The 15028-nt window shown below is 67.8% G+C and carries 12 protein-coding genes, 1 tRNA gene and 1 pseudogene; 2 read left to right on the plus strand and 12 right to left on the minus strand.

Features of this window, described 5'->3' with window-relative positions:
- Window positions 1-78 (plus strand): annotated as a pseudogene (rpmF, locus tag ACVOMM_RS15590) (50S ribosomal protein L32); the annotation flags it as partial.
- A 111-nt stretch (window positions 79-189) separates the two neighbouring features.
- Here rpmF and hemW read toward each other — a convergent pair.
- From hemW to rph, 4 genes are read right to left on the minus strand one after another with little or no spacing between them, the layout of a single operon-like run.
- Window positions 190-1416: a radical SAM family heme chaperone HemW gene (gene hemW / locus ACVOMM_RS15595; RefSeq protein WP_128988524.1), complete on the minus strand. Its 1227-nt coding sequence runs from the start codon at window positions 1414-1416 to the stop codon at window positions 190-192.
- Window positions 1417-1472: 56 nt separating this feature from the next.
- The gene (rdgB, locus tag ACVOMM_RS15600) at window positions 1473-2069 is read right to left on the minus strand and encodes an RdgB/HAM1 family non-canonical purine NTP pyrophosphatase (protein WP_053519467.1); all 597 of its coding nucleotides are present in this window, start codon (window positions 2067-2069) and stop codon (window positions 1473-1475) included.
- Window positions 2066-2455: a VOC family protein gene (locus ACVOMM_RS15605; RefSeq protein ID WP_074899697.1), complete on the minus strand. Its 390-nt coding sequence runs from the start codon at window positions 2453-2455 to the stop codon at window positions 2066-2068. Before ACVOMM_RS15605 ends, rdgB begins: the two co-directional genes overlap by 4 nt.
- On the minus strand, window positions 2452-3177 hold the full coding sequence (rph, locus tag ACVOMM_RS15610; RefSeq protein WP_053519465.1) for a ribonuclease PH: 726 nt from the start codon (window positions 3175-3177) through the stop codon (window positions 2452-2454). The genes ACVOMM_RS15605 and rph overlap by 4 nt, the downstream gene beginning before the upstream one ends.
- A 123-nt stretch (window positions 3178-3300) precedes the next feature.
- On the opposite strand from rph, the gene ACVOMM_RS15615 reads away from it, so the two are divergent.
- Window positions 3301-4161, plus strand: coding sequence for a YicC/YloC family endoribonuclease (locus ACVOMM_RS15615; protein ID WP_053519464.1), 861 nt, complete (start codon window positions 3301-3303; stop codon window positions 4159-4161).
- Window positions 4162-4194: 33 nt separating this feature from the next.
- On the opposite strand, the gene selD is transcribed toward ACVOMM_RS15615, so the two are convergent.
- The 8 genes from selD to fdnG form a co-directional block, all read right to left on the minus strand.
- Window positions 4195-5274: a selenide, water dikinase SelD gene (selD, locus tag ACVOMM_RS15620; RefSeq protein ID WP_461288112.1), complete on the minus strand. Its 1080-nt coding sequence runs from the start codon at window positions 5272-5274 to the stop codon at window positions 4195-4197.
- A 26-nt stretch (window positions 5275-5300) separates the two neighbouring features.
- Window positions 5301-5396, minus strand: a tRNA-Sec gene (locus ACVOMM_RS15625).
- A 24-nt stretch (window positions 5397-5420) separates the two neighbouring features.
- Entirely contained in the window at window positions 5421-7352 is a 1932-nt protein-coding gene (gene selB / locus ACVOMM_RS15630; RefSeq protein ID WP_111186807.1) for a selenocysteine-specific translation elongation factor, read from the minus strand.
- The gene (gene selA, locus ACVOMM_RS15635) at window positions 7349-8773 is read right to left on the minus strand and encodes an L-seryl-tRNA(Sec) selenium transferase (protein ID WP_111186783.1); all 1425 of its coding nucleotides are present in this window, start codon (window positions 8771-8773) and stop codon (window positions 7349-7351) included. The genes selB and selA overlap by 4 nt, the downstream gene beginning before the upstream one ends.
- Window positions 8774-8777: 4 nt before the next feature.
- The gene (fdhE, locus tag ACVOMM_RS15640; RefSeq protein ID WP_111186782.1) at window positions 8778-9761 is read right to left on the minus strand and encodes a formate dehydrogenase accessory protein FdhE; all 984 of its coding nucleotides are present in this window, start codon (window positions 9759-9761) and stop codon (window positions 8778-8780) included.
- Window positions 9762-10042: 281 nt separating this feature from the next.
- Complete coding sequence (locus ACVOMM_RS15645) at window positions 10043-10690, minus strand: formate dehydrogenase subunit gamma (RefSeq protein ID WP_053519460.1); 648 nt, start codon at window positions 10688-10690, stop codon at window positions 10043-10045.
- On the minus strand, window positions 10687-11604 hold the full coding sequence (fdxH, locus tag ACVOMM_RS15650) for a formate dehydrogenase subunit beta (RefSeq protein WP_481526479.1): 918 nt from the start codon (window positions 11602-11604) through the stop codon (window positions 10687-10689). Before fdxH ends, ACVOMM_RS15645 begins: the two co-directional genes overlap by 4 nt.
- 10 nt (window positions 11605-11614) lie before the next feature.
- The gene (fdnG, locus tag ACVOMM_RS15655) at window positions 11615-14683 is read right to left on the minus strand and encodes a formate dehydrogenase-N subunit alpha (RefSeq protein ID WP_146256248.1); all 3069 of its coding nucleotides are present in this window, start codon (window positions 14681-14683) and stop codon (window positions 11615-11617) included.
- Window positions 14684-15028: the final 345 nt, after the last annotated feature.

Consider the following 15028-nt stretch of genomic DNA (forward strand, 5'->3'; position numbering starts at 1 on the left):
CACCACATCACTGCCGACGGTTTCTACCGTGGCAAGAAGGTCATCCAGACCAAGACCTCGGCCGTCGAAGAAGATTGATGTGCCGGGAAGGGGGGGGGGGGGGGGGGCCCGCCCGCGGGGGGGGGTGTGGCCCGGGGGGGGGGGGGGGGGCCGCGCCGCCCCCCCCCCCCGGCGGATGCGACGGGGCGCTCATTCGTCCAGGAACAGGCTCACCACATCATTGGTGAAACGGCGGCCCAGTTCGGTCGGGCGGACCTGGCCATCGGCCGTCTCCAGCCAGCCGCGCTGCACGGCCTCGGCCAGCGGTGCGTCGAGCACGCTGCGCGGCAGGCCGGTGCGCGATTCAAAATCACGCAGGCTGAAGCCCTCGTGCAGGCGCAGCAGGTTGAGCATGTACTCGAACGGAAGCCGCGCGGGCGTGATCACGTCATCGCCACCGAACGACGCCGGGGTGCCAGCGCTGTCCAGGTAGGCCTGCGGATGCTTGAGCTTCCAGCGCCGCAGCACGTGCTCTTCGGCGCCGGAACTGATCTTGCCGTGTGCACCGGCGCCGATGCCCAGGTAATCGCCGAAGCGCCAGTAGTTCAGATTGTGCGCGCTCTGCCGGCCGGGGCGCGCGTAGGCGCTGACCTCGTACTGGCCGAAGCCGGCCTGCGCCAGCAGCGCCTGGCAGTGTTCCTGCATGTCCCAGGCGTTGTCTTCATCGGGAATGCCCTGCGGCGGGCGCGCGAAGAACACCGTGTTCGGTTCCAGGGTCAGCTGGTAGTGCGAGATGTGCGCCGGCTGCAGTGCAAAGGCGCGCTCGAGGTCCGATTCGGCACCGGCCAGCGTCTGCTCGGGCAGTGCGTACATCAGGTCGATGTTGAAATTGTCGTACCCCGCATCCTGGGCCATCTTCACCGCACGCTCGGCTTCGCCACTGTCGTGGATGCGGCCCAGCCGCTTCAGCGCTTCGTCGTCGAAGCTCTGGATGCCGAAGCTCAGGCGGTTCACGCCAGCCGCGCGGTAGCGGTCGAAGCGGCCATGCTCGGCGGTGCCGGGATTGGTTTCCAGCGTGATCTCGGCGTTCGGCGCGAAGCGCAGGCGGGCGCTGGCCTGCTGCAGGAAGCGATCGATCGCCTCCGGCGGGAACAGGCTGGGCGTGCCACCGCCGAAGAACACGCTGTGCACCACCCGGCCCCAGACCAGCGGCAGGTCCTGGTCCAGGTCGCGCAGCAGTGCATCGATGTAGGCCTCGAACGGCAGCTCGCCCTTGGCCTGGTGCGAGTTGAAATCGCAGTACGGGCATTTGCGCACGCACCACGGCAGGTGCACGTACAACGACAGCGGCGGTGGCACCAGTCGCGGTGGGCTGTCGTGGTCAGCGGAGCAGGCTTCGCCGGGCAGGTGGTTGCAGTGGTCGTGGGCGTGCGGCATGGGCTTCATCGGTAGTGCCGGCCGTTGGCCGGCTTCCCTGGTTCAATCGGATGGCTTCAGTACAGCGTCGCCAGCTGCTGCTTGAGCTGCTGCAGGGCAATGGCACGGTGGCTGATGGCGTTCTTCAGGGCCGGCTCCATTTCCGCAGCGGTCAGGCCGTGGGTGGTGTCCAGGAATACCGGGTTGTAGCCAAAACCGTTCGTGCCACGCAGTTCGCGGATGATCTGGCCTTCCCAGCGGCCCTCGCAGATCAGCGGCTGCGGGTCGGTGGCGTGGCGCAGCAGCACGATCACCGCATAGAAGCGGGCGCTGCGCTGGCCATCGGGGATGTCGGCCATCGCGTCCAGCAGCTTGGCGTTGTTGGCGGCGGCATTGGTCGGGTGGCCGGCATAGCGCGCGCTGTACAGGCCGGGTGCGCCGCCGAGCGCATCGACGATCAGCCCCGAATCATCCGCCAACGCCGGCAGGCCGGTCGCTTCGCAGGCCGCGCGCGCCTTCAGCAGCGCGTTCTCGACGAAGGTCAGGCCGGTCTCGTCGACGTCGCCCAGGCCCAGTTCGGCGGCCGACGTGATCTGCAGCGGCAGGTCGGCAAGGATCTCCTGCATCTCCACCAGCTTGCCGGCGTTGTGGCTGGCCAGTACCAGTTTCTTCATTGACGGGGCTCCAGCAGGTCCCAGGTGTTGCCATACAGATCGCGGAAGACCGCGACCGTTGCATAGGGTTCTTCGCGCGGCGATTCCAGGAACTCCACCCCGGCGGCCAGCATCGCCGCATGGTCGCGGTGGAAGTCGTCGGTGTTGAGGAAGAACGCAACGCGCCCACCGGTCTGGTTGCCGATGCGGCTGCGCTGTTCCTCGTCACTGGCGCGCGCCAGCAGCAGGGCGGCGGCGCTGCCGTCGGTCGGTCCGACCACGACCCATCGCTTGTGGCCCTGGTCGATGTCCTCCAGCAGTGCGAAGCCGAGCTTGCCGGTGTACCAGGCGATGGCCTCGTCATAGTCGGCCACCACCAGGGTGGTCAGGGCAAGGCGCCGGTTCATGCCGACAGCGCCGCCTGCTGTGCGGCCAGCAGTTCGTTCACGCCCTTTTCGGCCAGTCCCAGCAGCGCGTCCAGTTCATCGCGGCGGAAGGCATGGCCTTCGGCAGTGCCCTGCAGCTCGATGAAGCCACCGCCATCGTTCATCACCACGTTCATGTCGGTGTCGCAGTCGCTGTCTTCGGCGTAGTCCAGGTCCAGCACCGGAGTGCCGCGGTAAACGCCCACCGACACCGCTGCCACCGCACCCAGGATCGGGTTGCGCTTGATCTCGCCGCGCTTGATCAGCACGTTCACGGCGTCGACCAGGGCCACGTAGGCGCCGGTGATGGCCGCGGTGCGGGTGCCGCCGTCGGCCTGCAGCACGTCGCAGTCCAGGGTGATGGTGCGTTCGCCGAGGGCATTGCGGTCCACGCAGGCGCGCAGGCTGCGGCCGATCAGGCGCTGGATCTCCAGCGTGCGGCCGCCCTGCTTGCCACGCGCCGCTTCACGGTCGCTGCGGGTGTGGGTGGCGCGCGGCAGCATGCCGTACTCGGCGGTCACCCAGCCTTCGCCCTTGCCGCGCAGGAAGCCCGGAACCCGGTTCTCGACGCTGGCCGTGCACAGCACGCGGGTTTCACCGAAGCACACCAGTACCGAGCCTTCGGCGTGGCGGGTGAAGCCGCGTTGGATGACGACCGGGCGGAGCTGGTCGGGCTGGCGGCCACTGGGGCGGGAATCGGACATGATGCGGGTTCCGTAAGGGCGGGGAGTACGCCGCCATGCCCGCGACCTTCACGGGGCGGGCAGGGGGGCTCTGGTGAGGGCGCTAGGGTACCATTCCCCCTTTGCACGCACCGGACACATTCCATGATTCGAAGCATGACCGCCTACGCGGGTGGCGAGCGGGTCACCCCGTGGGGCACGCTGGGCTGCGAGCTGCGCTCGGTCAACCACCGCTTCCTGGAGGTCGGCACCCGCCTGCCTGAAGAGCTGCGGGCATTGGAGCCGCAGCTGCGCGAGCGCATCGCCGCGCGCCTGAGCCGCGGCAAGCTGGATCTGGTGCTGCGACTGCGTGCGCCGGACGCGGCGGGGAATCTGCAGGTCGATGAGGCCCTGCTGGGCCAGCTCGGGCATCTGGCCCACCGCCTGACGTCGGATTTTCCCAACCTGCAGGTGAGCTTCACCGATCTGCTGCAGCTGCCGGGTGTGACCCGGGGCGAGGCCACCGATGCGGCGGCCCTGCAGGTCGAGGCGCTGGCCTTGCTGGATCAGGTGCTGGACGGATTCGTCGAAGCCCGCGAGCGTGAGGGCGGCAAGCTCGCCGCGGCCATTGCCGAGCGCGTGGATGGCATCGAGCGCATCGCGGGTGACGTCCGCACGCTGATTCCCGCCATCCGTGATGGCCAGCGTGCCAAGCTGGCTGCGCGCCTGGCCGATCTGCCGCATCCGGTCGATCCCGGCCGCGCCGAGCAGGAACTGGTGCTGTGGCTGCAGAAGCTGGACGTGGATGAGGAGCTGGACCGCCTGTCGAGCCACATCGTCGAGATCCGCCGCGTGCTCACGCAGCGCGAGCCGGTCGGCCGCCGCCTGGACTTCCTGCTGCAGGAGTTCAATCGTGAAGCCAACACGCTGGGCTCGAAGTCGGTGGACAGCCGCACGTCCAATGCCGCGGTCGAGCTGAAGGTGCTGATCGACCAGATCCGCGAGCAGGTGCAGAACATCGAGTGATGCTGCGGGGCGCCTTCGGGCGCCCTCATCGTTTCAGCGCACGCTGACGCCGGCAGGCCCCGCCAGCAGGTGGCCGATCACCGCGGCCTGGGCAAACCCGGCGCCGGCAAAAACGGCATTCACCGCATCCACGGCGTCCGCTGCGCAGGATACGAGCAGGCCGCCGCTGGTCTGCGGGTCGGTCAGCAGTGGCTGCCAGTGGGCGGCCACGCCTTCGGCGAAATGCACCTGGCCGCCATACGAGGCCCAGTTGCGGTTGGATGCGCCGGTAACGCAGCCACGTTGCAGCAGGTCCAGGGTCTGCGGCAGCAGAGGCACCTGTGTGCTGTCCACCTCGGCGGCGACCCCGCTGGCACGGCACACCTCCAGCAGATGGCCGAGCAGGCCGAAGCCGGTGACGTCGGTCATGGCATGCACGCCGTCCAGCGCGGCAAGGGGCAGGCCCACGCTGTTCAGGCGGGTGGTCGACTCGACCATCTGCCGGTAGCCCTCGGCATTCAGCACTTCTTTCTTCAGCGCCGACGAATACACGCCCACGCCCAATGGCTTGCCCAGCACCAGCACATCGCCGGCGCGGGCATCGGCATTGCGCTTGAGCTGCTGCGGATCCAGCACGCCGATCGCGGCCAGGCCATAGATCGGCTCCACCGAGTCGATGCTGTGGCCCCCGGCCACCACGATGCCGGCGTCGGCACAGGCACGTTCGCCGCCCTGCAGGATGCCGCGGATCGTGTCCTGTGGCAGCGTATTGATGGGCATGCCGACGATGGCCAGTGCGAACAGCGGCCGCGCGCCCATCGCATACAGGTCCGACAGCGCATTGGTGGCGGCGATGCGGCCGAAGTCGAATGGGTCATCGACGATCGGCATGAAAAAGTCGGTGGTGGCGACGATCGCCTGGCGATCATCAAGCCGGTAGACCGCGGCATCGTCACTGGTCTCGCGGCCGACCAGCAGTTCGGCCGGCGCAGGGAACGCCGGGGTGCCCCGCAGCAGTTCGGCCAGCACGCCGGGTGCGATCTTGCAGCCACAACCGCCGCCGTGGGCCAGCGAAGTCAATCGCTGCGGAGCCTCGGCCGACGGGGGGAGTGGGGACTGCACATGCGAGGCCATGCCGGCATCTCCTGCAGGAACACGAATGGCGGAAGGCAGCAGGAGTCGAACCTACCAGGGAGCGATCGACGCCCCCTGCTGGGTTTGAAGCCCAGCCGCATGCCCGGATGCGCATGCCTTCCGAAGGTACGGCGGTACCGGTGCAGTCAACCGTGGGCGGTGTTCCATTGCAGGTCGCCGCGCGGCCGATGCTGGTCACCGACGCGTCGAGTGTAGCCAACGCGATTGAAGAACTCCAAGATCTGGATGCTGCGCTTGCGGCCCAGGCCGATGGCATCGCGGAATGCTGCCGCGTCCACCATGCCCGTTGCCTGTGACAGCCGGGCGACCGTTGCCGCCAGCGCGTCGATGCGGGCCGGTGCGTAGAACAGGTCCGGCACCACCTGGAACAGCTCGCCGCGCGCTGCGGCGCGACGCAGGACCGCACGCATCTCCTCCTCGGCGAAGCCGAGATCGGCCGCAAGCGTGCGCACCCAGGGCGGATCGAAACCACCGGCATCCAGACGCGGGAGCACGCGTTCGAGAAGCGCGCGCTCGCGTTCCGGCGGCGCATGGTCGTGGCCTGGCAGCCGCCACCACGCGCCCACGCGCTGCAACGCGCCATCGTCGAACAGGTCCTGCAGCAGCGCGTTCCAGAGACTGGTCGAGAGCGCGGGCAGGGTACTGCGCTGCAGGCGCCCGCTGTCGACACCGGGCTCGTCCGGCCGTCGCTCGTGCCAGTCATGCAGTGAGCGGATCACCTGTTCGCGCAGCGCCTGCCAATGCGAGGTGAGGATGATCACCGTGTCCTCGCGGGTGGCGATGCGCCGGGCATCTGCAGGGAGATCGATCTGTGCGGCCTCACGCCGGCAGTAGCGTTGCAGTGCGGCCAGCGCGATGCCGGCCGGTGCCTGCTGCAGCAGCGGGCCGATTCCCGTGCCTGCGGCCAGTTGCTCCAGGGCTGCCAACCACGCCCGGCGTGCCGGGCTGCGCCGACGTCGTTGCGGTGGATCGGGATCGAGCACGGTGCCGCCGCCCAGCGTATGCGCTGCAGCCGAATCGCGGGCGATGAAGCGGTCGCCGCACATCGCGCAGACCGGGGCATCGAACACCAGCTGCACCAGCTGGCCGTTGCCACTGTCTTCATCCTCCAGCAGCACCACATGGGCCTGCCGGTGCATCGTGCCCCAGTGGATGTGCAGCGGTGTCCAGTTGCGCAGGGGCCGCACCTGTGCCGCAAGGCGAAGGCGTACGTCGACCCGGGTGGTGGCCTGCAGCGCGCGCGGATCGGCGATCCAGTCGCCGCGGGTGATGCCGTCGCGGGCGATGGCGGCCAGGTTCAGGGCACAGCGCTGTCCCGCGGCAGCCTGTCCACTGGCCTGGTTCTGCGCATGGATGCTGCGGATGCGCACGTCGATGGCGGTCGGCATCAACTGCAGATGCGCGCCGACCGCGGCCACGCCGCCCTGTACCGCGCCGGTGACCAGTGTGCCGTGACCGGCCAGCGAGAACACGCGATCCACCGGCATGCGGAACAGCTCGCTGCGGCGCTGGGCCGTCCGGCGGCTGTCGTTAGCGGCGGCCCACGCATGCAGGTGGGCGCGCAGCGCATGGATGCCGGCATCCGCGCTGTCGGTGCTGTTGCAGGCGAATACTGCAGACCCCTGCAGCGGTGTGCCGGCCAGCAGGGCAACGATCTCCGCTTCTGCCTCGGCAATGCGCGCCGCATCCACACGGTCGATCTTGGTCAATGCCACTGCAGCGCGGTCCACACCCAGCAGCTGCAGGATCGACAGATGCTCACGGGTCTGCGGCATCACGCCGTCATCGGCGGCGATCACCAGCAGCGCCACATCGATGCCGGTGGCACCGGCCACCATCGTGTGCACGAAGCGCTCGTGACCCGGCACATCGACGAAGCCCAGCATCGCCGGAGGCCCCTCTCCGCGTGCGGCCTCCACCGGCACATAGGCATACCCCAGTTCTATGGAGATGCCGCGCGCGCGCTCTTCCTGCAGGCGATCGGTTTCGATGCCGGTCAGTGCCCGCACCAGGCTGGTCTTGCCATGGTCGATATGCCCGGCGGTACCGACGATCATGCCTGCAGCGCGCTCCACTGGGCGAGGAAAGCAGCCTCATCCCCGTACTCAAGCCCGCGCAGGTCAAGCCACAGCGCATCCTCGGCAATGCGCCCGAGCACCGGCCGTGGCAGGCCGCGCAGGCGCTTGGCCAGACGGTCCAACCCGGCAGCTGCAGCGACGCGGATGCGCAGGCCGGCGCTGGCCAGTTGCGCCTGTGGCTGCGCGCCACTGCCGACCTGGCTGTACATCGGCACCGCTTCAACCGCGTAATGCGCGGCCAGCGCCTGCTGCACGGAAGGCAGCAGGCGCTGTGCCTGCGCATGGATGTCTCCCTGTTCGCGGGACAGCGTGCGCAGGGTCGGCAGCCGCTGCGGCAGCAGTTCCGGTTCGCGGTACAGCGACAGTACCGCTTCCAGCGCGGCCAGGCCCATCTTGTCCATACGCAGGGCGCGCTTGAGCGGATTGCGGTTGATGCGTGCGATGAGGTCGGCGCGGCCGGCAATGATCCCGGCCTGCGGTCCACCGAGCAGCTTGTCGCCGCTGAACGAGACGAGGTCGGCGCCCGCCGCCAGCGTCTCCTGCACTGTAGGTTCGCGCGGCAGGCCGTGGGCAGACAGGTCGCACAGGCTGCCACTGCCAAGGTCCACCGCCAGTGGCAGCCCGTGCCCGTGCGCGATCGATGCCATCCGTGCAGTATCGACCTTGGCGGTGAAGCCGGTGATGGCGTAGTTGCTGGCGTGCACTTCCATCAGCAGCGCGGTGCGCGTGCCGATGGCGCTGTCGAAGTCGGCCGGATGGGTGCGGTTGGTGGTGCCCACTTCGCGCAGCCGCGCACCGGCGCTGCGCATTACATCGGGAATTCGGAAGGCGCCGCCGATTTCCACCAGTTCGCCCCGCGACACGATTACCTCGCGGCGATTGGCCAGGCTGTTGAGCAGCAACAGGACTGCTGCTGCGTTGTTGTTGACCACGGTCGCCGCTTCGGCGCCGGTCAGTTCGCAGACCAGTGCCCGCACGCGCGCATCGCGGTCCCCCCGACGGCCCAGGGCGATGTCGAATTCCAGATCCACCGGCGCCGTCATCGCGCGGGTCACTGCGCGTACCGCGGCGTCCGGCAACAGCGCGCGGCCGAGATTCGTATGCAGCACCGTGCCGGTGAGGTTGAATACCGGCCGCAGATCCAGGCGTGCATCGGCTGCCAGCGCCGACTGCAGGGCCGCGACCACGCCGGGTTCCGCGACGGCCCGCTGCAGCTGTTCCGGTGACAGCTGGCCGCAGCCGCTGCGCTCGCGCAACCCCTGCACGTGCTCGCGCAGCAGATGGGCGATGCGGCTGCGGCCGTGGTCCCTGATCAGCGTCGACAACGCCGGCAGGCGCAGCAGGCGGTCCAGCGAGGGCAGGGCGCTGGCCGGGGCGGTGGGGGCGTGCACGCGAGGCATCGGTTCAGTCGCCGTCGGACTGCCAGAGCAGCGGATTCTGGCTGGCGCGCATGTAGCCTTCCTCGCCCAGCAACAGATCCAGCGCCAGCGTGCCGAGGTCGTCGGCGACCGGCTCCAGCGCCGGATCCTTCTCCAGATACAGAATCTTGCGGTAGCTGTGGCAGTGATCGCAGGTCTCGGCGCGGATCGCGCCTTCACGCACCACCTCGCCTGCATCGCCGTCGACCTCGGCCAGCGCGCGATAGGCGATGTCCTTGCCGGCCGCGCCGCATTGGCTGCACTGCACGCGCACGTAGTGCCACTGGCAGGCGCACAGCGAGCACGACAGATAGCGGTAGGAGGCGTAGGGTGGGCGCGCCTGCACCACACTGGCCACCGGCAACGAGCCGCACAGCGGGCACAGCCCGGGTGCATCGGCAAGCGGTTTCAGGTCGGTCGGGCGGAAGCTGGCCGCGAGTACGGCCCAGTACACCTGCAGCGCGTTCATCACCAGCAGGGCAGCGACCGCGTCCAGCGACGGTGCGTCGTCGCGCTCCAGCACCGCATGCGCCTGTGCATCCAGCCAGGCGTCAGCGGCCGCGGCAACCCGTTGCAGTTCCTGTCGGGTCTCCGCAGGCAGCCCGGCTTCATCGGCGCAGTGCCGGCACAGCGCGCGCAACCAGTCGCGCCATCGGCCATCGAGCTGAAGTGTGTTGGCGGGCCGCAATGGCATGCCGGCGCTGGCCGCCGCGCTCGACTGCTGCGCGCGGGCCTGCGCCTGCAGCGCCTCGCGTTGCTGCGGCGTCAGTTCGTCCAGCAGCGCCTGTTGTGCATCGGCCAGTGCCGCCAGCAGCTGCAGATAGCCACCGATGGCACTGCGTCCGGCCAGGCTGCGCAGCCGGTCCGCACGTCCGCCGAACAGCGAGGCGGCATCCGGCAGAATGATGCGCGGGACATCGCGCGAGGCCAGCGTCTCGATCTCACCGGGTTCAAGGATGCGTTGCGCCATGCGGGGCCAGCCGGAAGAACCAGCCTCCATCCTCGCCGTTGTCGACGCTGGCGTCCAGCGTGCTGCCAGCCACCTGAAAGGTCGGGGTCAGATCCGTTTTCCAAAGGAAAACGGATCTGACCCCATCGGTTGACCCCATCGGTTGTTGCCGTGTTCATCGTGTCGACCAAGGTCGACACCCACCAACAGCAGCGGGACCCGCCCCGCCATCCCTCAGGAAGCCCGCTTCTGACGTTGACGTTGACGTTGATCCGGCGGGTGCAGGGCCGCAGGCCCTGCCGTTACCCCTCTCCGCGCCGCCCGCGCAGGATGTCCCTGAACCACTGCCGATGGTGCTTGTAGGCCCACCCATAGGTCACCTTGCCCTGGGTCATCGCGCGCACCGAACCCTTGATCCAGATCGCGGCATAGATGTGCACCACGATGGCGCACACCAGTACCCAGCCGAACAGTGCGTGCACCAGCACCGAAAAACGGATCACGCCGATCGGGAACAGATGGCTGAAATACTGCCGCCAGATCACGAAGCCGGTCAGCAGCAACGCTGAAAGGCAGCCGATGATCGCCCAGAACAGCAGTTTCTGGCCGGCGTTGAAGCGGCCAACCGGTGGCAGTGTCTCATCCTCGTTGCGCAGCACTTCGCGCATGCCGCGCAGCCATGCGCGGTCGTCGGCGGTAGGCAGGTTGTCACGCCACATGCGGAAGGCGAGCAGGGCGAAGCCCACCACCATGGCCAGGCCGACGAAGGGATGCAGGATGCGTGTCCACGGCCCCCCACCGAACAGCGCCGTCAACGGGAACAGCGCAGGGTGGAACAGGGCCAGGCCGGACAGCGCGGTCAGCACGAAGCAGATCGCCACGATCCAGTGGTTGATGCGGGTCGGAGCGCGGTAGCGCACGATCTGGCGGGGGTGCGGGGCGTACTTCATGGCCGCTGCTCCTCTTCGATCTTCTTTGCTTCGTGCTCGGCCTGCTCTTCCTCCTCATCGTTGACCGTGTTGCGGCCGATGCCGATGTAGTGCAGGAAGCCCACGAAGGCTGTCGCGGCGATTGCCAGCACGCCCAGCGGCTTGGCCACCCCCTTCCAGACCTCGACCATGGGGCTGATGCGCGGGTCCTTGGGCAGGTCGGCGTACAGCTCCGGCTTGTCCACGTGCTGCAGCACGTACATCACGTGGGTGCCACCGACGCCCTGCGGGTCGTACAACCCGGCATTCCCGTAGCCGCGTGACTTCAGGTCCTCGACGCGGCCGGCGGCATGCTCGGTCATCGCCTGCTTGCTGCCGAACGTGATCGCCCCGGTCGGGCAGGTCTTCACGCACGCCGGCTCCTGGCCCACGGCCACGCGGTCCGAGCACAGCGTGCACTTGTAGGCCTTGTGGTCCTTCTTGGAGATCCGCGGCACGTCGAACGGGCAGCCGGTCACGCAGTAGCCGCAGCCGATGCAGTTCTCCTCCTGGAAATCGACGATGCCGTTGGCGTACTGGATGATCGCGCCCGGCGACGGGCAGGCTTTCAGGCAGCCCGGGTCGCTGCAGTGCATGCAGCCCTCCTTGCGGATCAGCCACTCCAGCTTGCCCTTCTCGTCCTCGTACTCGCGGAACTTCATGACCGTCCACGACTGGTCGCTCAGGTCCGGCGGGTTGTCATAGCTGCCGACGCAGCTGCCGACCTCGTCGCGCAGGTCGTTCCACTCCATGCAGGCGACCTGGCAGGCCTTGCAGCCGATGCACTTGCTCACGTCGATCAGTTTGGCGACCTGTCCGGTGTGGGAACCGCGCGCCTGCGGCGAGGGCGTGGTGGTGGCCGAGCGGCGGATGATGTCCAGCGATTGCAGTGACATGGCGTGTCTCCTACACCTTCTCGACCTTGACCAGGATGCACTTCGATTCAGGCGTCTGCGAATTGCCGTCACCGATGGCGTTGGTCAGCGTATTGGCGATGTAACCGGGCTTGGCAGCACCCAGGAAGCCCCAGTGGATCGGCACGCCCACCTGGTGCACCGTCCTGCCATCGATCTGCAGTGCCTTGATGCGCTTGGTCACCATCGCTACGGCTTCGATGTGCCCACGCTTGGAGCTGACCCGCACGCGACTGCCGTTGCCGATGCCCAGCTCGTCGGCCAGGGCTGCGCCGATCTCTACGAACTGCTCCGGCTGGATGATGGCGTTGAGCTTGCCGTGCTTGGTCCAGAAGTGGAAATGCTCGGTCAGCCGGTAGGTGGTGGCCACGTGCGGGAACTCGTCCGGCGAGCCGATCTGCGCGCGGTCGCTGTCGAACACGCGCGCGGCCGGATTGTTCAGCGTCAGCGCCTGGCCCGGGCTCAGCGGGTTGCTGCGCAACGGCGTGTCGAAGGGCTCGTAGTGTTCCGGGAACGGGCCTTCGGCCATGCCGGCCTTGGCGAAGAAGCGGGCGATGCCCTCGGGGTTCATGATGAACGGGCCCATCCCGCCGGCCGGGTCTTCATCGGCCTTGAAGTCGGGCACGTCGATGTTGCCCCAGTTCCTGCCGTTCCAGGCGAGCAGGGTGCGTCGTGGATCGAACGGCTGCCCGGCGACGTCGCACGAGGCGCGGTTGTACATCACGCGGCGGTTGGCGGGCCACGCCCAGGCCCAGCCCAGCGTGTTGCCGATACCGGTGGGATCGCTGTTGTCGCGCCGTGCCATCATGTTGCCGGTCGGCCCCCACGCACCGATGTAGATCCAGCAGCCGGAAGACGTGCTGCCGTCGTCGCGCAGGTCGCCGAACGCGGCCAGCTGTTCGCCGGCCTTGCGCACCAGCCGGGTCGGGTCCTTCGGATCGAACACATCCACCAGGGCCTTGCCGTTGTACTCCATCGCCAGTTCTTCCGGCGTCGGCAGTTTCGGGTCGGCGTAATTCCAGGCGAGGTCGCGCACCGGCTCCCACCACGCGCCGCCGTCCTTCTCGTACAGCGCCTTGATGCGGTGGAACAGCTCGGACATGATCTCGATGTCGCTGCGCGCTTCGCCCGGTGCGTTGGCGCCCTTCCAGTGCCATTGCAGCCAGCGCGAGGAGTTCACCACCGCGCCGTTCTCCTCGGCGAACGAGGTGGTCGGCAGGCGGAACACTTCGGTCTGGATGGTGCTCGGGTCGACGTCGTTCAGTGCGCCATGGTTCTGCCAGAAGGCGATCGTTTCGGTTTCCAGCGGGTCCATGCTGACCATGAACTTCAGCTTGGAGAACGCGCTGATCAGCTTGCCCTTGTTCGGTGCCGAGGCCAGCGGGTTGAAGCCCTGGCAGATGTAGCCATGGATCCTGCCTTCGTTCATCAGCTCGTAGGCCTGCAGCATGTCGTAGGGCTTGTCGAGCTTGGGCAGGTGATCGAAGCACCAGTTGTTGTCGGCGGTGGCGGCATCGCCCCACCACGACTTCATCAGACTGACATGGAACTTCGGGTAGTTCTGCCAGAACGACATCTGGTTGGCGCGCAGCGGCTTCTGCGTGCGCTTGGCGATGTAGGCGTTGTAGTCCTGCTCGTCCTGCCTGGGCAGTGTCAGGTAGCCCGGCAGCAGGTCGGACATCAGGCCGATGTCGGTCAGGCCCTGGATGTTGGAATGCCCACGCAGGGCGTTCATGCCGCCGCCGGCCACGCCGATGTTGCCCAGCAGCAGCTGCACCATCGTGCCGGCGCGCACGTTCTGCGCACCGACCGAGTGCTGCGTCCAGCCCAGCGCGTACAGGATGGTCATCGCCTTGTCCTTGCCGGCGGTGGACGCGATCATGTCCCAGATCTGGCGGATGCTGTCGGCGGGCGTACCGCAGATGCGTTCGACCATCTCCACGGTATAGCGCGCGTAGTGCTGCTTGAGCAGGTTGTAGACGCAGCGCGGGTCCTTCAGCGTCGGGTCGCTGCGTACGTAACCGTCGTCGCCATACAGGTAGTCCCAGCTGGAGCGGTCGTAGCTGCGCTTCTGCGGGTCATAGCCCGAGTACAGGCCGTCGGTGAAGGCGAATTCGTCCTTCACCAGGAACGACATGTCGGTGTAGTTCAGCACGTACTCGTGCTGGATGCGGTCCTCGGCCAGCAGGTAGTTGATCAGGCCGCCCAGGAACACGATGTCCGTGCCGGTGCGGATCGGCGCGTAGACATCGGCCACCGCGGCCGAGCGGTTGAAGCGTGGATCGATGACGATCAGGCGGGCCTTGTTGTGTGCCTTGGCCTCGGTCACCCATTTGAACCCGCACGGGTGTGCCTCGGCGGCATTGCCACCCATTATCAGGATCAGGTCGGCATTCTTGATGTCGACCCAGTGATTCGTCATCGCACCTCGGCCTAGCGTCGGGGCAAGACCTGCCACCGTCGGGCCGTGTCAGACACGTGCCTGGTTGTCGAATGCGAGCATTCCAAGCGAGCGGACGACCTTGTGGGTCAATACCGCGGTTTCATTGCTGGTGGCCGAGGCCGCCAGCATGCCGGTGGTCAGCCAGCGGTTGACCGTCTGCCCCGCCTCGTTCTTCTGCACGAAGTTGGCGTCGCGGTCTTCCTTCATCAGCCGCGCGATGCGGTCCAGAGCGTCGTCCCAGCTCAGGCGCTTCCATTCGTTCGTACCCGGTGCACGGTATTCCGGGTAGAGCAGGCGCGATTTGCTGTGGATGATATCGGCCAGGCCGGCGCCCTTCGGGCACAGCGTGCCGCGGTTGACCGGATGGTCCGGGTCGCCCTCGATGTGGAAGATGCTCGGCTCGGCGTTCTTGGCGCCATCGCCGAGGCTGTACATCAGGATCCCGCAGGCCACCGAACAGTACGTACAGGTGTTGCGAGTCTCGGTGGCGCGGGTCAGCTTGTACTGCCGCACCTCCGCGAGCGCGATGCCGGGCGCGAAGCCCATCAGGGCCAGGCTGGAGCCCACCAGGGTTGTCCCGGTGACCTTCAGGAACTGGCGGCGACTCATCGAGGGCATGCCGTTCTCCTTGGATGGCGGGGAGGCGTGCAGGCCTCCGGGCTGTCGGTGGGTACGGCCGTCGAAGGGGAGAACCGCCAGCATGCCGCGAGCGTCTTTCCGGGAACGACCGCAATGCCCCGGTTATAGCACAGCCCCCCGCATGCCCATGTGGCACAAGGCCGGCCGGGTGTGGCCGGGCGCGGGGAGGGGCCGCTCTGGTAAAGTTGCGTGCCCGCACCCCGGGGAGCCGTCTGCCGGGCCTGGTTCCAGGATGTTCCGCGCAGTCCCCGCCGTCCTGGCGCGATCCTCCGCGCCATGTCTGGAACATCGAGGAAAAATTTTGCGAAATCAACCAGTTGGGTT

It is taken from the genome of Stenotrophomonas sp. STEN009 (assembly GCF_056760395.1).